This window comes from Bifidobacterium asteroides (assembly GCF_003202695.1).
In the GTDB taxonomy this organism is placed as follows: Bacteria; Actinomycetota; Actinomycetes; order Actinomycetales; family Bifidobacteriaceae; genus Bombiscardovia; species Bombiscardovia asteroides_G.
Window position 1 is genome coordinate 323,806 of the sequence record NZ_QGLL01000006.1, and the last position, 19,927, is coordinate 343,732.

11 protein-coding genes, 1 tRNA gene and 3 pseudogenes are annotated in these 19,927 nt (G+C 55.7%); 4 read left to right on the plus strand and 11 right to left on the minus strand.

The features are described from left to right. Positions 1-330: 330 nt before the first annotated feature. The 8 genes and pseudogenes from DKK75_RS03360 to DKK75_RS03385 all read right to left on the minus strand — a co-directional run bounded on the left by DKK75_RS03360 (position 331) and on the right by DKK75_RS03385 (position 7,964). On the minus strand, positions 331-1,065 hold the full coding sequence (locus DKK75_RS03360) for an HAD hydrolase-like protein (RefSeq protein WP_110452041.1): 735 nt from the start codon (positions 1,063-1,065) through the stop codon (positions 331-333). Then, a complete protein-coding gene (locus DKK75_RS03365; protein WP_110452042.1) occupies positions 1,058-1,405 on the minus strand; it encodes an RNA polymerase-binding protein RbpA in 348 nt (115 codons plus the stop codon). The genes DKK75_RS03360 and DKK75_RS03365 overlap by 8 nt, the downstream gene beginning before the upstream one ends. Positions 1,406-1,489: 84 nt before the next feature. Then, positions 1,490-4,054, minus strand: a complete 2,565-nt coding sequence (locus DKK75_RS03370; RefSeq protein WP_110452043.1) for a DEAD/DEAH box helicase — start codon at positions 4,052-4,054, stop codon at positions 1,490-1,492. A gap of 13 nt (positions 4,055-4,067) precedes the next feature. After that, positions 4,068-4,391 carry a hypothetical protein gene (locus tag DKK75_RS03375; protein ID WP_110452044.1) on the minus strand — a complete coding sequence of 108 codons (324 nt, stop codon included), beginning with the start codon at positions 4,389-4,391 and terminating at the stop codon, positions 4,068-4,070. A gap of 21 nt (positions 4,392-4,412) precedes the next feature. Beyond that, positions 4,413-4,799 (minus strand): annotated as a pseudogene (locus DKK75_RS08415) (helix-turn-helix transcriptional regulator); the annotation flags it as partial. 86 nt (positions 4,800-4,885) lie between these two features. Continuing rightward, positions 4,886-5,531, minus strand: a pseudogene (locus DKK75_RS08420) (WYL domain-containing protein); the annotation flags it as partial. Between the two features lie 74 nt (positions 5,532-5,605). Continuing rightward, a pseudogene (locus DKK75_RS08375) lies at positions 5,606-6,389 on the minus strand (helix-turn-helix transcriptional regulator); the annotation flags it as partial. A gap of 144 nt (positions 6,390-6,533) precedes the next feature. Next, complete coding sequence (locus DKK75_RS03385) at positions 6,534-7,964, minus strand: UTP--glucose-1-phosphate uridylyltransferase (RefSeq protein WP_110452046.1); 1,431 nt, start codon at positions 7,962-7,964, stop codon at positions 6,534-6,536. A gap of 179 nt (positions 7,965-8,143) precedes the next feature. Between DKK75_RS03385 and DKK75_RS03390 the strand changes: the two genes are divergently transcribed. Next, positions 8,144-8,220, plus strand: a tRNA-Pro gene (locus DKK75_RS03390). Between the two features lie 242 nt (positions 8,221-8,462). Here DKK75_RS03390 and DKK75_RS03395 read toward each other — a convergent pair. Next, positions 8,463-10,031, minus strand: coding sequence for an ATP-binding cassette domain-containing protein (locus DKK75_RS03395; RefSeq protein WP_110452047.1), 1,569 nt, complete (start codon positions 10,029-10,031; stop codon positions 8,463-8,465). A 1,161-nt stretch (positions 10,032-11,192) separates the two neighbouring features. Here DKK75_RS03395 and DKK75_RS08380 point away from each other — a divergent pair. The 3 genes from DKK75_RS08380 to DKK75_RS03415 all read left to right on the plus strand — a co-directional run bounded on the left by DKK75_RS08380 (position 11,193) and on the right by DKK75_RS03415 (position 17,552). After that, positions 11,193-11,411: a hypothetical protein gene (locus tag DKK75_RS08380; RefSeq protein WP_375314998.1), complete on the plus strand. Its 219-nt coding sequence runs from the start codon at positions 11,193-11,195 to the stop codon at positions 11,409-11,411. A 2,800-nt stretch (positions 11,412-14,211) separates the two neighbouring features. Then, entirely contained in the window at positions 14,212-15,105 is an 894-nt protein-coding gene (locus DKK75_RS03410) for a dolichyl-phosphate beta-glucosyltransferase (RefSeq protein ID WP_375314999.1), read from the plus strand. Positions 15,106-15,299: 194 nt separating this feature from the next. After that, positions 15,300-17,552: an ArnT family glycosyltransferase gene (locus DKK75_RS03415; RefSeq protein ID WP_258333137.1), complete on the plus strand. Its 2,253-nt coding sequence runs from the start codon at positions 15,300-15,302 to the stop codon at positions 17,550-17,552. Between the two features lie 415 nt (positions 17,553-17,967). Here the strand turns inward: DKK75_RS03415 and DKK75_RS03420 are convergent, their stop codons facing one another. Next, complete coding sequence (locus tag DKK75_RS03420) at positions 17,968-18,642, minus strand: response regulator transcription factor (protein ID WP_110452051.1); 675 nt, start codon at positions 18,640-18,642, stop codon at positions 17,968-17,970. Continuing rightward, entirely contained in the window at positions 18,639-19,865 is a 1,227-nt protein-coding gene (locus DKK75_RS03425; RefSeq protein WP_181414437.1) for a sensor histidine kinase, read from the minus strand. The genes DKK75_RS03420 and DKK75_RS03425 overlap by 4 nt, the downstream gene beginning before the upstream one ends. Positions 19,866-19,927: the final 62 nt, after the last annotated feature.

Below are 19,927 nucleotides of genomic sequence, written 5' to 3' on the forward strand. Positions count from 1 at the left end.
CAAAACTCGAATCTGATCCTGATCATCAGTGATTGATGTAGGACAAAAGCCAAAACTGCACCAACATGGTCTGCAATTGACGCATCGGCGACAACCGATAAAACTTGACATCTCAAGGTCAGTTTCTTAGCACGTTCTCTTAGTGATGATGTCACGGCTGTTTCTGCTGAAGCATCTGTTCCTTCGATTATGGCTTGCAAGTTCTACATATGGGTATAGTGGAACACTCCGTTTCGGGATATTTGCTGATACCGACTTGCATACGTCTTTTGTCTACAAGGTGTGTGTGCACGTTAGCGCAAGAGAGATTTTGAGCAAGATGTCATTTCTTCAATTGCTTCCTGGAAGGTTGTCCTGGAAGTAATCCTCTACAGCCTGGCACAATTGATCGACCCTTTCGATGACCCGGTAGCAGCCGTGAGACTCGAGTTCTCCTGACTCTGCATAGCCCCAACCGCATCCTAGGCAGTCCATGCCGGTTTCCAACGCACCATCAACATCAGTCCAGCGGTCCCCGACCATAAGGGACCGGTCCCCGTGCTTGATATCGAAACCAAGGGTCTGCTGAGCGTGGGTGATCACCTGGGCTTTAGAAATCCTTGTGGAGTCCTTGCTGGCGCCATAGATGCCATCTACCAGAGGCATCAGACCAAAGTATTCACACACCGGCAGAGCCTGGTACTCGGGTTTGCAAGTAGCTACAGCCAAGGTCAGACCATGTGCGCGCAGACGATGCAACTGTTCGGGAATGCCGTCGAAGACCTTGGCAAGCAGGCGTCCAGGAATATGCTGGCCAGGATGCTTTGGATCCTCGAATGCTGCTATCTCGCTGTAATAGCGTCGATAGACCTGTACGCCCCTAACGATGTCCTTCTCCCTGATACCGTTGATGCGCAGCGATTCTTCTATGGCCGGTCCGATGAATCGACGTAGCGCATCATCGTCAGGTACAGGATAACCAAGCTCTTGAAAAGTTCGCACTACTGAGGCGATAATGCCCGGATGAGAAGCAGTCAGGGTGCCGTCCAGATCCAGCAGAACCAGGCGGCGCGGTGATTTACTCATAGTCAGGGAACCATCCTTCGCGGTGCATTTTCAGACGCTTGTCAAGCACAGCCTTGAGCTCGTCTTCGGACCGACGTTCCAACAGCATGTCCCAGTGGGTCCTGGTCGGCTTTCCGGTTTTGCCGGATTCCTGCTCGTCATGCCCCTCAAGGTGAGCGATCTGGCCGCAGCGGCACTCCCATTCCTGCGGCACCTCAGCGCCCTCAGCCAGCGGCAGAATAGTCCGATGGCCCTTGGGACAGATGTATGCGATCTCGCTGCGTGCCGCGAAATCCACATTCTGATCTGATTCCAGGGATTTCGCCCCTATGCTCATGCCGCGAAGACTGCGCTCTGCCATGAATCCTCCATACTCGTGTCCGACACTGCCTCCAAGCTACAGAACAGTGTTGACCTGAAACTTATTCCCTGATCGTGTCCGTGTTCACTCCACGCCCGTATAAGCCACAATGCCACGGTTGACCTGGTCTGCGGCAATGCTGGCAGTTTTGGCCAGGTGGTGCCCTCCCCTGCCCAGGTAGGGTTCCACCTGGACGATCTGAGTGAGTACGTCGGACAGGCGCTTGGCGTTGCGGACGAAGTCCCCTGCTGTCAGATCGCTGTCACGCAGAATGGTGGTCAGTGTGTCGCCGCAGGCCCAGTCATAAATGGTCGGCCCCAAGCCAAAATCGAGTTCCGGGGGCAGTTCCAAACCAGCCTGATCGCAGCGATCCTGTACCTGGGACCACTGTCGTTTCATATCATCCATGGCCTCGACTAGTCTCGGAGCGCGGTATCCCGCCCTCTCCCCCGGCTGCTCCCCTACCCCGCGGCGGGATTCGTAGACCAGTCCAGAGACGGCGGCTGCCAGTTCGGCAGGTTCCAGATCGCTGAGGATGCCTTGATTCAGGATTTCTGCAAGACTCAGATCCTGCTCGCTGTAAATTCGCCGGAGCAACTGCCCTTTGCGGGTCAGTCGGCAGTCGTCTGGATCCACAGGCCGAGTGTAGCGCAGGTCGGTCAAAATCTGACAGATCCTGTCGAACTGGCGTGAGACTGACCCTGTTTTGGATTCGTACTGATCCCGAGTGCGCTGCAGCTCCTTGTCCATGCGGATCCACCGGTTCCCCCAGCGCAGATGCTTAGGCAGGTCCGGGCACTGGCGGCAGGGATGGCTTTGCTCTTGCTTGCGCAGCTGGTCGATATGCCTGTCGAGGTCGCGAAATGCCTGGTCGCGGGCCTTTTCGCTGTTGAACTTTTGACGCTTCAGTCGACGGCGATCGTTCTTCTGGGCTGAAGAGAGGGCCGCACGGATGCGCATGAACCCGATCAGATCGCCACGGCTGCATTGGGCTGCCTTCCGGTAATCCTCCAGGCCGCTGGTCAGAGTCTCGATGCGTTCCTCAAGCTGAGATGCTGATCGATTGGCCTCCCACTGGGCAAAGGAGTGGTCCAGCGTGTCTCGGGCAAGGCCGTAGCTGGAGGAGTTGAGCAGATTGACAGCCATGTTGAAGGTGGGCCGGAAGCTGGAGTGGAGCGGGTAGACTCTCCTGCTGGACAGAGCGGCCATAGTCTTGGGGCTGAAGTCCCGGTGGTCGACCACGATCACATGGCCGATATCGTCGATGCCGCGCCGTCCGGCCCGACCGGTCAGCTGGGTGAACTCGCCGGGCGTCAGGGCTACATGGCCGGTGCCGTCGAACTTCTCCAGCTTCTCAACCACAACGCAGCGGGCGGGCATATTGATGCCCAGAGCCAGGGTCTCAGTGGCGAATACGACTTTAAGCAGCCCAAGTTCGAACAAATGTTCGACTATCTGCCGGAAGAGAGTGACTACACCGGCGTGATGGGCGGCGAACCCCTGCTCTAGAGCGAAGCGGAACTGGGCGAATCCCAGCGCTTTGAGATCCTCCTTGCTGAGCTGTCCGGCTGCCATGGAGTCCACGATGTGCCGTATGCGGCGAGCCTCCTCCTCGGTAGTCAGCTGCAGTCCTGCTCGGATACATTGCTGAACAGCCTGGTCGCAGCCAGTGCGGGAGAAGATGAAGTAAATGCCAGGCAGCATGTCCATGAAGTCCAGCTCATCAACCACGTCGGCCCGGCTTGGACGGTAGCGCTCCCCCATCCGTCGCTCCGGCCTGCCGCCCCGGCCATGGCGATTGTGGTGCCCCTTGTCCCGGGCCTGGGTGCGCTCCTGTCCGGCCTTGTCCAGTTGAGCCAGTCGGGAGACCAAGCGCGGGTTGATTCGCGGAGTCTGCTGACCTGAGCCGTCGTGCCGATACAGATCCAGAATCTCAGGCTCGGTGTGCTTGTCGGCCTGGACCAGGACATGCTGCTCCAACGGCACGGGCCTGCGCTCGGAGACCACCAGCCGGGTACGTCCTCGCACTGAGGATATCCAATCGGAGAATTCTTCAACGTTGGATACGGTGGCCGACAGCCCCACAATGCGGGTCGAGGCCGGGAGATGGATGATGACTTCCTCCCAGACGGGCCCCCGAAAGCGGTCGGCCAGATAGTGGACTTCGTCCAGGACCACGTACTTCAGGGCTGTCAGGGTGGAGGAGTGCTCATAGAGCATGTTGCGCAGGACCTCGGTGGTCATGACTACGATGTCTGCCTCGGAGTTGATGGAGGTATCGCCGGTCAGCAGCCCCACCTGATCCTCGCCATAACGGTCGACCAAGTCATGATATTTCTGGTTGCTCAGCGCCTTGATAGGGGTGGTATAGAAGGTTTTGACGTTCTGCTCCTGGGCCAGGAAAACGGCGAAATCGGCCACAATAGTCTTGCCGGCGCCGGTCGGAGCAGCCACCAGAACGTTATTGCCCTCCTCTAGAGCAGTGATAGCCTCCAGCTGAAAGTCATCCAGCGGGAAGGGCAGCTTGGACTGAAAGCGTGCGGGCGCACCGGTCATTCGTTTGCGGTGACGACTGAAACGTGCATAGCGCTCTGCCGGCCCCGGTTCGGATGCTGATGAATCCTGTCCGTGGTGACGATGACCTGACATGTTCCTCCAAGAACTACCTATTGAACTGCTTCCAACGCCGCCAGATTACGCCGTGGTTCCTCCTGCGCCGGTCCTTGCGTTGCAGCACCAAAGCATGAGCTTGGCTGTATCGCTCGGTTGACTGTGACAGGGGCAAGGCGAAGGCCGGACCCTCAGTCCTATCCGTCGCTTGGGGCTGCACTGTAGCCGGAGGCTGGGGCAGGTGGCGGTTCAAATCGTCTGAGACCCGCCCTATGGAGCGACCGGCTGCCATGGCATGGCGAATGGCGAAGACGGCTCCGCCGACCAGCATGGACAGCATGAAGATCACTAGAAGCACCCAGATCCATCCAGGCATGGAACTCCTCTCCGACCGGAGCTAGCGCCGGTCCTGCTCTTTGTCGTGAGCATCGCTGATGGTGATCTCGCGCTGAGCGCGGGCTAGAATCATGGTGCGCAGGGTCTTGGGCGCCACCGCAGTGATGTGCTTGGCATGGGCGATGCAGAAGGCCACGAACCAGGAGTCCGAGGAGACGGTCAGATGGACCTTCTGCCCGGATCCGCAGGGCTCAACCGAGGCGCCCGGCAGGGACTTGATGTAGGGCAGGTCCGGCCGGTCGGTGATGAAGACCGCAGCCGTGCCGTTGTCAAAGGACCACTTGCGCAGCTCACTGACCGGCACATCAGGGAACTCCACCTTGTGAGTGGGCTTGACGATGGTCGCATGCTCGATTCTTGCAATTCGCAGAACCTGCCATTGCCTGTTGCGCCCGGTGCCCTGCTTGAGGTGGCGACGTGCCCCGTTCTTGCCTTGGCTGGAATCCGAGGGAGCGTCCGCAGCCTCAGTGCCTTCTGCTGCGTCGCCGATGTCGGTCCAGGCGGCGACATAGTAGACGCCCTCATCCACGAAGATCTTGGCAGGGGCCACCACCTTGCGGCGGGTCCTGCCAGCGGCATCCGTGTACTCCATATCCAGCAGGGACTCGGTCTTGATGGCCCGGCGGACCACCGAGAAGCTTTTGGGTTCGGTCTCATACCCGGTCAGGGAGAGCCATGGTGTTTCGCCCGGCCCAACATGGGTTCGCAGGCGCTGGTAGAGCGACTCGGCCTGGGTTCGAGACTGTTCGGGCAACAGGGGCGAATGGGCCAGGTAGTTGAGCGAGGCGGTCAGCATGCTCAAGTATTGGGGCGAAATGCCGGCCAGCCGTTCCAGCCCCAGCGAGTTGGTAGCCGAGACGATGCCGCTGTCGTCCAACAGAGACCAGTCGATGTCAAAGAACTGGCTGCCGGCCATCTCCCCGTCGTCCGAGACTGTGGTCAGGGTGTTGATGTCCTTGTGGATGGTATTGACGTACTTGCGCAGCTCTTCCTTACTGTTGGGGTGGCCGATGAAGCGCTCAGCCAACTCGGCCAGGGAAAATTCCTCGCCCAGGTGTGCGGACAGGAAGAGCATGAGTCGCAGGCGCCGATCCACCTCGGACCCGGTCTGGAAGGAGGATGCACTGGCCCGGCGGGCGTGCCGGAGATCCGTGTCGTCGTCGCTTAGGTCAGTGGCGAAATGCTCGACGCTTGTCCGGGCGATCTCCGGGGAAATGACCGTTGCCGCGCCAGGGCTCAGCGATTCATCGGCAAGCTTGAAGCGGGCGGCTGCATCCAGACGGCGCCGGAAGGCATCTGCGGCCTCCTGTGGACTGACGATGGAGGCATCAGGGTGCTCCAGAACGAACATGGCCAGATCGTCGGAGTCGGCATAGGCCACGTTCAGATTCTCTCCGTCCACGTCTACAGTGGCGGCGAAGCGGCGGGAATCGATGACCTTGACTAAATTGTCAGGAATACGTTGAGTACCCAGTCCCGGAGCTATGGAGTCCAGGCCCAGTCCGGGGATGGGCACCTGCGGCACTCGGGGCGTGGTACGCGATACCGGTCGGGTCGGCTCTTCGCAGGCCTCCTGGGACATGGCAATGGATCGCGCAAGGTAGTTGGCCGCGGCCAGCACCGGCATGTCCTCCTGATTGAAGTGCATGCGGATGCGAGGCTCGTCCCCCAGCTGCAGGCGGTAGGAGGCGAAATCCTGCCCCTCTGACTTGGAGGAATACTCGGGCTGACGGGATTCGATGGCTATGCCCATGGCGGCCAGCTTGGCCCGGTCGCGCTGGAACTGTTTGGCGAAGGCGGCCTTGGCGGCCTGGTCGGCCAGCTCGCCATAAGAGTCGGCATAGGCCTTGACCCGTTGCGCTATCTGCCGTGATGTAAGCCATTGCGGGAAAGCGGACGATAAGACGGCTAGGACATCAAGTTCATGCTTGCCCCATTTATCCGAGAAACGCCGTCTTCCGTTCGTACCTTCTGCCATCAGTCCTCGCGTATCGTTAAAATTTTGTATATTAGTGCGCCTAACGCACTTCTACCTATCATAGATTGATTTTCAGGACCGTGGGGGCCAAACACCCAAATACGGTCTCTTTTCTTGACAGGCTGAACCCTGTTGCGCCTGGCCTTAGACCCACTCGTCCGGTTCGATCCCCTGGGGTCCCACATACTGACCGTTAGGCACGTATGAGGAGCGCCCTTGATCGCTCAGATGGGCGTCCGCATACAGGGTCACATCCCTGCCGAAGGTCCAGTCACCTTCGATGGTGACCGAGTTGGCAGCCGCCAGGCTGGGAACCCCATAGGGGAAGCGCTCATCGAAGTCGGCAATGTACTTGTAGTAACGCTCGTCCAGCTGGACATTGGGGAAATCGTAATTGCCGTCTTCCATTTCGTAGGAGTCGGTCAGATGGAAGCGATCGGAGCGCATGATGAATAGGTCATCGGTAGTTTTGACCGGCAGGAAGCGCATACGGTCCACCTGTACGCAGATGGCTCCCTCGAAGAGCGAGGCAGCTGAGCCCATGGCTGTCTCCAGTTGCACCACGGGGCGGGTGGAGGAATCGGTGGGATCGACGGTCTTGCGGTTCTCGATGATGGGCAGCGGAAGCACCCCATCGTATTCGGCCAGCTTATCGCGCAGAGCATCGACTCTGACCCAGATGCTGTTGGTATTGAAGTATGGATGCTTACGGATGGACATGGCCGAGCTGCGGTCATGTGGATCCACCTGGGACATCTCCCGTAGGATAAGGCGTCCAGAAGCCTTGTCGATGACGATATGGCCGCCCTTGCGGTCAGCCTCGGTCCGCTTGGCCACTTCGATCATGAAGGGGGCTCCGGACTGCGCGAAATAGCCGGCCAGAGTCCTTGAAGGTCTGGCGCCTAGGTTGTCGGAATTGGAGATGAACAGGTAATCGATGCCCTGTTCCTTAAGTATGTCCAGCAGGCCGGTCTCCCAGATGGTCGAGAAGATGTCGCCATGGCCGGGAGGGCACCATTCCAGGTCGGGATTGGCTGGGAAGTCGACCGGACGACCGGTTTCGGCGTCGACCTTGGGCTCGATGTGCTGAATGATCTCCACGGGGACATCGTTCTGGACGAAGCGGCGGTTCTGCTTGACCACGCGCATGGTGTCGCGCGAGGTGCGGAAGGAGTTCATGAAGATCAGCGGCAGCGGCACGCCTAGGCGCTTGCGGGCTGTCAGCACCTGGCCCATGATGATGTCCAGAAAACGCATACGACGGGCCTTGTGGCGACGGATGGGCAGCAGCGACTTGGCCTTTTCCAGGCCCATGGAGGTGCCCAGCCCTCCGTTGAGCTTGATGAAGGCGGTGCGGGAGAATGCGTCCAAGGCCATGTCCATGTCCATGGCGTCGTGGATGTCTTTGGTGCGGGGCACGTCCCTGAGCGCAGTGACGTCTTTTTCGCGCACACAGGCCTTGGCATCTCCTCGTTTCCAGGTCTCATAAAGGTGCCTGAACTGGTTGATGGAGACTTCGCTCATGCCCTTATCGTGCATCTTCGCGGCCGAAAGGTCGAAAACATCTGTGCTCATGGAACCCCTTCCGGGCTGGGACGACTTGCGGTCGACGCGGGTTGCGTCGACCGTCCAGGAATATAATAGCAAGTCGAGGATTGAACCCGGTCCGTCTGGATTTGTCTGTTGGGACTCGCCGGACCGTTGTCGGCACCGCCACGCTGTGCTACTATCGCTACTCGGTGCTGATGCACCGTCGGGCCGTAGCGCAGTTTGGTAGCGCACTTGACTGGGGGTCAAGGGGTCGCGGTTTCAAATCCCGCCGGCCCGACCACAAAGCAGCGATTCCAAGGTTTTAAGCCTTGGAATTATTTATATCCTCCAATGTCCGGCACATATTGAACATGTCGCCGGTGCTTCCTGTGTTATTCGCTCTTTTTCTGCACTGCACTGTATTGGATTAGGGCGGCATCTTATTAGGGCGGCATCTTATGTGGAGGGTTCATAGCAATCGGTTTATCACTAACTTGCATCCTCTGCCCTGCACACTCATATCAGGCTGCCGGATGGCCGGAATCAATCGACAGCCCAACGAATTGAGCTTACATTGTCCAGGAGGCTTTCGTCGTGGGAGACGACCACTAGAGCTCCCTGGTAGGGAGCCAGCACCTCGGTCAGAGCCGCCTGAGAGCGCAGATCCAGGTGATTGGTCGGTTCATCCAGGATCAGTAGCTGCGGATGCTTCAAGAATCCCAGGCACAGCAATAGTTTGCGGCCTTCGCCCGCTGAGAGTTCGTGACCGGCCAGGAGATCTTCTGGGTCAGCGTTGAGCTGGGTGTAAGCCGTCATCAGATTCTTTCTCTTCGTCTCCGGCAGTGCGGCTGCGTCTTCCATGGCTTTTTGCATGAGTGCCGGGTCGATGATCTGAGGCAGGATCAGGCAGGGTAGATCTGGGGGCAGGCCGGCGATCAGCAGCTCAAGCAAGGTGGATTTGCCTCGTCCATTAGGTCCGCTGATGCCGATGTGGTCTTTCGGTCCTATACTGATGGTCTCTATTGTTGGTTCGTAACGGTTTTCTGCTTGGCTGTCTGCAGCGAGATGCAGGCGGAAGTCCTTGACGCCATGCCCTTCCATCCAATCACCTAGGTCGCGAGCGTCAACCCGGACTAGTTCACGTTTGTGGCTGGCTTTGACCTGCAGGCTTATGCTCCCGTCATAGCGTTTGGCTGCAGTCTGCAAGTTGGCGGTACGTCTGCTGGTCGCGGCGATGCGTGCGTCAGCCTGATGATAGCTACGGGCGGCCGCTGTTCCCGAGGTTCCAGGTCTGGCAAGCTTGTGGGTGTTCCGGGCGTCGTGGTCGTGGGGGTCGATTCGGCCTCCCTGCCGTCTTAGGGCATCAAGATGCTGGAGTTTCTGGAAACGGGCAGCCTTGAACCGATTGAGCCTGTCCAATTCCCGTCGGTTGCCGTCCAATTCCTCCTGGGCTCGACGGTCCTCAGCCCTCTCTTGCTCCTCTATCTGCGACAACGTTCCCTTGAATAGGGTCAGCGTCAGCACGTTGCCGGTCGGTGTATGCCGTGTACGGAAGACCAACGACTTGGGGCAGCTGGCATCGATCAGGGCCCGGTCGTGGGAGATCAGCAGACCGATGCCTGCGAAGCGGTCCATAGCCTCGCCGATACGGGTCCTGGTCACTGCATCCACATGGTTGGTCGGCTCGTCCAGGACTAGCAGGTCGGGCTCCCGGCTGAGGGAGCAGGCTACTTGCAGGCGCTTCGCCTCGCCGCCAGAGAGTGTCGGATACCGGAAGGTCCAATCGTCCGCGATGCCTAGCGTCCTCCTAATGGCCACGGCCCGCTGCGACCAGTCGTTGGCGAAATCTTCCAGATTAGGCGGTTGTTCGGCGATGTTCTGGGGGCAGTATTCACATACCAAGCTGCCGGGTTTCGGACTGATTCTTCCCCGGGTCGGCGATAGGCGTCCGCACAGGAGTCGAGCCAGGGTGGTTTTGCCGCAGCCGTTGTCGCCGAGCATGGCAGTCCAGCCCCGGTCCAGGGTCGCAGACAGATGCTCGAAGATGGTCGATGGGCTGCCCGGATAGGCGAAGCCGAGGTCGGTGATGGTGATGACGCTAGGATTCGGCATGGGTTTCCTTCTGATGGTAATGCGGTCTGGTTCATCATCAGGGGAGTCGTCGGCTGTGACTGGTCGAGCGCCTGGTCAGCCCGTCACCTTGTAGTTGCGGCCCACTATTATCATGCGGGCATTATTGCAGTGCATGGCGCGAATGCGAGTGGCAAGAATTTTGGCCTGAGGACTCCCCTGTTGGGGACAGTCGCCACAGGTAACCGGGGAGCTCGTACTTTGATCACTTCGCGTGGGTGGCGCGTTGGAACAGGGCTCACCAATTCCGACGGTCTCTGCTGACCGCCTGGGCAACTGTTTCATCACAGACGCAAGTCGAGATCCTCTTTCTCTCGGAACACCTTGGCATATGGGGCTGTTCCTCAAAATAGCTTTCTTCCCCTCAACTTTAACCCAGAGCCTCCTCTTTTGCATTGCGTTTCAGACAGATGTTGGTTGCCGAGCTGCCCTGTGGCGGATTGGTTGAAAAATCAGCAGAATTTCGTCCCTCATCGTTAGTTGTTGTGAACTTGGGAGGTGGTCGAGCTGATGTACTCCGACAGGGCTGCGGTTGCCGGTCCCTCCCGTTCTGTTTACAACCGCCAGGAGTGGGCTGAGGACCGCTGCGGGAGTCTGCAAAAGGATCATAACCAGGACAACTGTCTTGCGCCTGGCCCAAGACGCCACCCCATTTAGCGTCGTCTGCGCTCAGCCTTGGCCTGAGCCACAATTAAGGTATAAGGGCTTGCGTCCGGCGGCGACATGGAGTGGGGCCACTTATGTTAGAAGCCGCTTACTGCCTCTACTGCCTTTCTGGATGGAACGCACACTTGGCGGTATTTTTTACACGGAGAGCGCATGGCATCCATAACTGCAACCAAGCTGCTCCCTTACCCTAGCCATCCTTACCGCGATTCTGCAGACCTGGCTCAACTGCTTCTGGACAATGGGTTGACAGGTATCAGCGTGCGGGATCTCGCGGACCGTATGGGGGGTGGCTGGCTATTATCCCTCAAGGGTTATTGGTATGCCTTTCCTGCTCCTGTGGCAGGTAGCAGTAGAACGTAAGCTGCCTTTTCTTCTGAACACTGCTTAGGATCCCATGTGGGAACACGTGTTCGACCAGGAACTATGTAATATCATCTTTGATGGCATTGTCAGCATCGAAGTCTTGCTGAAAAACTGCATGGCTGCCGAAAGAGAATCGCCCTCGCGAGGCTCCTGCTCAAACAACCGAGTGTCATTCTTGCAGACGAGCCGACCTCTGCGCTGGATCAAGACAACGCTAACGTCGTAATACGTATACTGTGCGAACTTGCCCAACAAGGTTCTGCCGTCATCATTTCAACACACAGTGAAGAAATAAAGAAAATCTGTTCGTCGATTATCGAAATAGACTGATATACGCATAGTTGAGCTAATAGCAAGGCTGAAAAACCCATCAAACTCACAGTACTCAGTACTGGGGGTGACACGATAACTTCAACGCCGGCAAGGTGAGTTATATCGGCATTTACTATAGTTGGCCAACATTCTTCATGCGATTGTCCAAAACTGTACAATGGCAATACATACGAACCAGAATCGTTGCTCGCAGATTTCAAGGACCGCCTATTTTATGGCACGTCCTATCATCTAAAATCTTTGCCAAAATTCCGTCGTTATCTATACAAGTTAAGACCGGGAGTGATCCTGGTCTTTTTTGCCATTGATTGTGTATAACGACTTACCGAAAATCAGATTGGGCAATGTGATGAACTAACCTATCGGTTTCAGCTCGTATCAGTTGGTAGTGGGAACTTGCTAGCGTCGGCTGAATTCCAGTCGTTACTAGCAACAATTAAAGGCGGCTAGCATGTACACGTACTGCAGCCTTTCTCAGCAATGAGTCTCGGGTTCAAATCCCACCGGCCTGGCAAGACATCCGAGTCGCAAGTAAAGTTGTTCGACAGATGCGAACGAAAGTGTTATACGAACTCGCCTGACAAATAACTTTGAGATTTGCGGATGATGAGTTCTTGCAACTTTTCTATTGTTCTATACCTAGCTTTACTGTCAGAGATTCTGATGATGCCAACCTATTAAATGCTATAGTCTCTGCTATCAATGGCATGAAATATGGCGTGCTTGAAACGTTTATTTGGCGCAGGAAACGGGAAAGCTTCGGGTGCTTATTGTTTCGGTGACTTTCTTTTTGCCTGTTCTCCAAAGCAAATCACCATTGAAAGTGATAGCACGAAAAGAATGAAAAATAGCAAGGCACAAATCCACGCAAGATTTGATTGCGACGAATCAAATTGCGTGAAAAGACTAGAGTGCTCGTCGCTGTAATAGCCAGCCCGAATTTGTATGGCAGCTGTGACAATCAAGCCTAATATGCTCACTGCATTCATTATTATTGCAATCACTTTCATCATTACCCCTTTTCACAGGTATTGGCCTGCAATTACTAATGGTGATTAATTTTTAGGGTACTTGACTTGCCGGTAAATGCAGTCTGCACGCTGCCATCACTAGCACTGTCGAGCACATATCAAAGGCGCATCTAAATTACTGCCTAATCTGTGTAGCTCGCCTTATTAATAAGGCTTAACAGTGATCGTGCCACATGGCGTGTATTCTCCCTAATGATTATCAGCATTGCTTTACCTTCCAGTATCTACACTTTCAACACGTAAGCCACTTCTATTGCTTTGCGTTCGAACCTGGCATCGCTTCGGCAAAAAAGAAGGACTTTCCTTATTGCATTAGCATGCACGAATCCCCTGCACGGGACTACCTGCATCCGGAAGCGGCGAAGCACATAAAACAAGCTATTTCAAATAATTGAACGGTGGCTCAACTACGTCTCATCCTCCTGTGATGTAGTGCATCTCAGATGCAGCACTGCAATAATCTCCCAGATCGCTGGGGCCTGTTTTTTCACCGCTATAACTTCTCGCCGATATCCCTACAAGCCAGAGTCGGCATTCTCATTCCTTCCGACTTTCAAGCCTTCCGCAGGCACTGACCAATGCGAAGAACTTTCCAGGATTATTTCTCGGGCAGAGCTTGGATGCCAATATGGGTAATATCGCCTGAGATCGGAATGTTATGACCTGGAGCGTGGCAGGCTGTTGGAAGAAAGCCATTCACAGATATCAGCAAAAGATCTTTCTGCCAAAACGAATCTTACAAACCTTTGCCTCTGTTACTGTGGAAACAGTGATGGGCTCACGCATCAACCGAAGAAGATTGATATGTTTGCTTTGATCAAGACTCGGCGCACGAAAGATCTTGTGACCTCAATGGGATGAGAAAATTTCCGTCTATGCCGCTTACACAAGGTTTTGCCTATTGCTGATAGCAGCTATTTCCTGGGCTATAGAAAGACCTTGGAGAGACTTTGTAACAAGGCCTTACACGTTAATTAGTTTAATTTGCGGAACCGTAACCTATTGTGCCTGTACCCTTGCTGCGCAGAAAGCTTGAATGTAATTATTGGACCGAGTATTGCCAAACTCACGATTTTGTCATGGTAATGACGCAGGTGCTTATTAAGATGACAACCTGCTCGTCGTGTTGTTCGGGATGCATCTATTGCTCGTAATTCGCCTTGTATGTTTTCTCTGAACTTGAGTGCCCATTGAGGACATCTGTCGTCCTTTGTATCGGCAGAGGAAGCCTGATTGCGTTTGAACCCAGTTACCATTGAGGCATGCTTGGGACAATCGACAACCCATATTGCTGTTTGCGGTTTCTGCAGGACTTGATCTGGGCATACTCAGCAGGCAAATCCAAGAATGCTTAACTATGGGATGCATTGCTCATATAATCATTGATTCATTATTCTTTATGTTATAGATACAGCTTGAATGTGTATGACCACGGCCTCTGCCTAAATGCAATTCCGAGATTGGTCTTAATCCAATCAATGCAACAAGCCGAGAGAGACTGTACTGATCGGTCTCAACAAACGATATTGACTACTGCTATTTAGTGCAGCTGTTTCAGCAAACATTGAGAAATCCTCATGATTCTTTTTAAGAAGTGCCATCAATTTATAAAGATATGTTCGAGGAATATCCCAAGAAGCTGCTGTTTACTATGAGTCATGAACACAACGAATATTCTCGAAAGAAACATTAGCGGGCAGCCCTATGTGCCTGATAGGCACCCTTCTAGCAAGAGGCAAATCCCACTGGGTGAGGTTGATTCGCCTATCTTTTACGGCAGTCCAAAACCGGTCGACGCCGATATTGTCATTCCCATATACAACGAGGAGGTTCAGCTGGCTGACTCCGTATCCACCTTATGCAGCTTTTTGGATAGTCACGTCAGGGATCTGACCCCCTTTAGATGGAATATCGTGATTGCAGACAATGCCAGCACAGACGCCAGTTGGCAGATTGCCAAGTCCCTGTGTGACTGGTGTCCCAACCAGGTACGCGCCTTGCACCTCGCCAGGAAGGGCCGCGGGTACGCCCTGAAGCAGGCTTGGCTCAACTCCAGTGCGGCAGTCGTGGCATATATGGATGTGGATCTATCTACCGACATCGGTTCTACGGGCAGCCTTATTCTCCCCCTACTCCAAGGCGGGGCTGACATCGCCTTTGGCTCACGTCTTATGCCGCAATCTCAGGTCATCCGCTCCCCCAAACGTGAATTCATTTCGCGCACCTACAACCTCATGCTCCGCTCATATCTGGCGGTCTCCTTTCATGATGCCCAGTGCGGCTTCAAGGCCATCACTGCCCAAGCTGCGCATGTCCTGCTGCCTCAGGTAAAGGATAACGAGTGGTTCTTCGATACGGAGCTGCTTGTGCGTGCCCAGCAGGCAGGGATGACCATGCTGGAGCTTCCTGTCCGTTGGGTGGAGGATACAGGCTCGACGGTCGACATTCCAGACACGGTAAAGAAGGATCTGGAAGGCATGCACCGGGTCAGGGAGGGTATGGAGGCCCGAGCGGTCGAAGAGCTTCGTGTTGACCTGGACTCCCCTGCCGTCTGGGATCAGATCCGCCAGCATGAGCTGCGCGGATCCCTCTTGCCTGACGAAGAGGAGGATTCGCATTCACGGATGCAGAATCCAGGCAAAAAAGCTGCCGCTTGTTGAGCGGCTGACAGCAGTGGGAACGGACTGACAGCAAACGCAATCTCATACAGAAAGAGCAAACTTCACCTATCATGAACGCTTCATTGGCTTCTAACAGCAGCTACGGCTTCTCCCCGCATTCACGGACTTTCAACCCGCCACAATCAACAAGCGCAGATGTAGTCGCTGATGAGCACGCTTCCCGCGCGTATATTATGCCGCGACGGACCCGTGGAGACTGGATAGCGCTGGGTGTCATGCTGCTTGCGGCCTGTGCAATATTCTTCATCAACCTTACGGCCTCCGGGTATGCCAATGAGTTTTATTCGGCTGCAGCCCAGGCTGGCTCGGTCAGCTGGAAGGCCTTTCTCTGGGGGTCCCTGGACTCCGGAAATGCCATCACCGTGGACAAGCCGCCAGCAGCCCTCTGGCTGATGGCGCTTTCCGTGCGCATCTTTGGTTTGAATTCCTTTGCCGTCCTCCTGCCGGAAGCCCTGATGGGGGTGGCGACCACCTACCTGCTCTATGCCACCGTGCGCCGGTGCTGGGGCAACTGGGCGGGCATTGTCACCGGCTTTATTTTCATGCTTACTCCGGTAGCCGCGCTCATGTTCCGCTTCAACAACCCTGATGCCTTGCTGGTGCTATTGATGACTGGAGCCACTCACGCTCTCCTCAGATCCCTGGAGTATGCCAACCATCCTTCTGGCAATCGAAAGCGCACCTGGTGGATGGTCCTGGCCGGTGCACTGATCGGATTCGGCTTCCTCACCAAGCAACTGCAAGTGCTGCTCGTACTGCCCGGCTTTGCCCTGGCTTTTCTTCTGGCCTCGCCAACAGGCATGGTTCGTCGCATCCTGGATTCACTGGCTGCCATTGCTTCCATGATCGTCGCCGCTGGCTGGTGGGTGCTGCTGACGGTCATCGTGCCAGCCAGCGACAGACCTTATATAGGCGGCTCCCAGCGCAACTCATTCCTTGAGCTCACTTTTGGCTACAACGGTTTTGGACGCTTGACCGGCAGCGAAGAAGGATCCGTCATACCCGGCCATGGCCATAAAGGAGGCGGAATGCCGGCTGGTGTCGGTCGTGGTGGCGGCATGTGGGGCCAGACTGGCCTCAATCGTCTGTTCAGCGGCGAGTTCGGCACGCAGATTTCCTGGCTGGCTCCTTTGGCTTTCGCAGGCATTGTCATCAGCTTGCTGGTTATCGGCAGGGCCGTTCGCACTGACGTGCGCAGGGCCAGCGTCATTGCTTTCGGAGGTTGGCTGACCGTCACTTGGCTCATTTTCAGCTTTATGGCCGGCATTTTCCACCAGTACTACAACGTGGCTCTGGCTCCTGCCCTGGCTGCTCTGGTGGCTATCGGGGCATTCAGTCTGTGGATCGCCCGGGACAAGCTCTGGGCCAGGATCGTCACGCCGATTCTTATCGCCTTCACGACCTTCTGGGATTTCAGCCTGGCAGGTCGCTCCCAGTGGCTCCCCTGGCTCAAGTGGGCCATTCTCATAATCGGTCTCATGGGCGCCCTCGGTTTTGCCCTGGCTGGACTCTTGCGAATACGACGACTCGCTCTTGTAGCCCTCATTGTCTCAGTCATAGGGCTTATGGCTGGCCCTGCCGCATGGACGCTGTACACCGTATCCCAAGGACATATGGGATCAATCGTTTTAGCCGGACCCAGCCTTAGCTCAGGGAGGATGGGCGGTGGCCCCGGTGGCATGCCAGGTGGTGCTCCCGGTGGCGGTCAGTTTGGTAATGGTCAGCCTGGCGGTGGCCAGGCAGGCGGCATGGCACCTGGCAATATGCAACAGCAAGGTATGCCTGGTAGTGACGGAGGTCCCACGGGTTCATATCCAATGGGCCAAGACCCGATGAATCAGCAAGGTCAGTCGAGCAAGCAGGGTCAGATGTCTGGCGGTAGTTCTAATGGTCAACAGGCTCCCAGCATGGGTTCTCAAGGGCCAGGTCCCATGGGCCAGGATTCCACGGAGTCACATGGGGAATCCAGCTCTTCGGGTGCGCCCTCCATGCACTCACAGCGCAGGGGCAAATCTGGATTCCATGGTGGATCAGAAGGAGGAAGGATGAAAGGAGGAAGTCTGCTTGGTGGAGGCCGGTCTAGTTCCAAGGTCGTCGCCAAGCTGGGAAAGTCATCCGACTCCTATCGCTGGGCTGCTGCCACAACAGGATCCCAGCAGGCGGCGGGCTATCAGGTGGCCTCTGAAAAGCCGGTCATGGCCATTGGCGGGTTCAATGGTTCCGATCCCTACCCCAGCTTGGAGCAGTTCAAGCAGTACGTGAAGGATAAGCAAATTCATTACTACATAGCTGGTGAGATGGGTGGCCATCAGATGGGAGGTTCCGACGCTGCCACGCAAATCGCGCAGTGGGTGGCCAAACACTACACCGCAGCCACGGTTGATGGCGTCACTGTGTATGATCTGACGCAGCAGCAGGCCAGCTGAGCGGTGAAAGCAGCTTTTGCCTAAGAGTTACTCCCAGGTTTGCGGTAACAAGATAAAGACGAGACGAGCTACTGACTTCTAATCTGTAGGCTGTGAGTAGTGGCCTTCTTTGTGTGTAGTAAAGGCGCAAAGTAGCGAGCGGACTGACAATACTTCAGCCCGCTCATTTTCATATTGACAAGTTTGCGCTGGAATTCAGATCTGATTATTGCAAGACCCTGCATTGCAGGCCAGATCACATCAAATCAAACTAAATAGAGCTATTGCTTTCGTTTGCATTCGTTTGCTTTGCACCGTAATAAGCAATTCCTACAAATGGCGGGACTCTATCGCCAATTATGGATTTAGGCGCACAAAATACAGCCGGATGTAGTTCTCTTCCGTCGATGAATGAGCGAGCCAGCATTCAATACGATTACTGGTTCGTCATGTCGGCCTGATACCAGAGAACGGCGATGTTGATTCGGTCCCTGACCTTGAGTTTTGTCAGTATGCGGCTGACGGTCTTTTTGACCGAATCAGGCTGCAGCTGGAGGCGCTCGGCAATCTCCGCATTCGTCAGGCCTTGGCTGACCAGCGACGCGACCTCAAGTTCGCGTTTGCCCAGTTGCGCGAATTTACGGCGAGCCTCAGATTCATCATTGGCTTTTGGACTTGGAACTCCTCTCCTGATCACTTCGGCTGTGATGCGCGGCGTGAGAATAGCATCGCCTGCATGTACGGCATGGATGGCTCTGTTCAGATCGGCTGTCTTGACATCCTTGAGTAGGAACCCGGAGGCGCCCGCCCCTAGAGCTGTGAAGGCATAGTCGTCCTCGTCGTAGGTGGTCAGAATGAGAATGCTTATTTCAGGATGGAGCTTTTTGATACGGCTGGTAGCATCCAGCCCGTCCATGACAGGCATGCGCACATCCATCAGAATCACATCAGGCAAAGGCTGTTGATTTTCGGCGGATGTGGCCAGTTTATCCAAAGCTTCTTGGCCGTTGGCCGCCTGCGCAATGACATGTAAGGTTGGATCCTTAGCGACCATGAGTGCCAGTCCCATGCGGGTCGGTCGCTGGTCGTCGACGATCATGACGCGGATCATGCGTTCTCCTTCATACCTGTATTGTTAGCTGCCATTGTGGCTAGCGAGGGTATGTGGGCCTGCAAGGTCCAACCATCAGAACCAGGATCCGAATGGAAGCTGCCACCATGAGCTTGCACCTCGGCTCTTAACCTGGCAAGACCTGTACCGCTGCTACTGGTATTGTCGGCTTCGTTATTCAAGATTCGTCCATCATCGCGAACGGTGATATCTATGTCGCCCCGGCTGTTGTGATCCCAGGAGACCACAATACGGTTGACCTCCTGTCCGTGGCGGAGGGCGTTGGTAATCGCCTCCCTGGTGATGGTGAAAGCCAGGTCGGCCTGTTCGGAATCCTGTGGCCGACGACCCGTTTCCGTCAGGGCAGTGCTGATGCCGGCTTGACGGACGTGACCGAGAATGGGTTTGATGTCATCCCAGCCATGCCTCTCCCCTGTGGCCGGCTGTGGGTCGTTTTTCGGATCTGTCTCTGATTGCAAGGCTTTGACAGCTGTTCGGGTGTCCTCCAGTCCTTGCCGTGCCAGGTCATTAATCACCGATATAGCCTCATCAATTTCCGGCTTTCCACTGGCATGATCCAGTCCCTCGGATAAGGCGATGATGGCGGTCAAGTCGTGACCCACGCTGTCATGCAGTTGGGCGGCAACCCTGGACTGATGCATGGCCTGGTCCCGCTCATGGGCCAGAGTTAGAGCATGTGAGCGCTCCTCCTCCAATGCCTGCTCTGACATGCGTGACTGCCTTACAGAGCGTGAGAGGAAGGCGACTGTCAGGCAGAGGGCGAAAGTCAATCCAGTCGGATACAGAAGGTCAGTGAAGTGGACATCATGATGCCAATTGGCAGAGAGTACGATGCTGAACAGGCCTAGAATGGCGGAACTACCCAGCCCAGCTGTCAATGATGTCACGCTCTTGGCTTCTACCGCGCAGGCGTAGATGCTGACAATCCAGGGAATGACCAGGTAGGTGCATCCCGAGCCATAGATTGCGGCAGTCAGGGCAAGCAGGCCACTGACCACCTGCAGGGTCGCCATAGGATATAGACGGCGCAGGCATAGGGTGACAAGTGCGATGAAAATAATGACCACAAACAGAGGCAAGCCCCAGCTGGCAGACTTCATGACCTGGTAGAGTGTCTGGTTGGCGCTGCTTGGGGCAAGGATCAGCCTGGTCAGCATCCCTGTCTCGTAGAGGGCGCAGAAAAAGACTGCCACGAAGGTCATATATGGCCGGTTCCACAACTGAATCCAACCTTGAGTCTTCTTGCCTGCTCTCATCGGTGAGC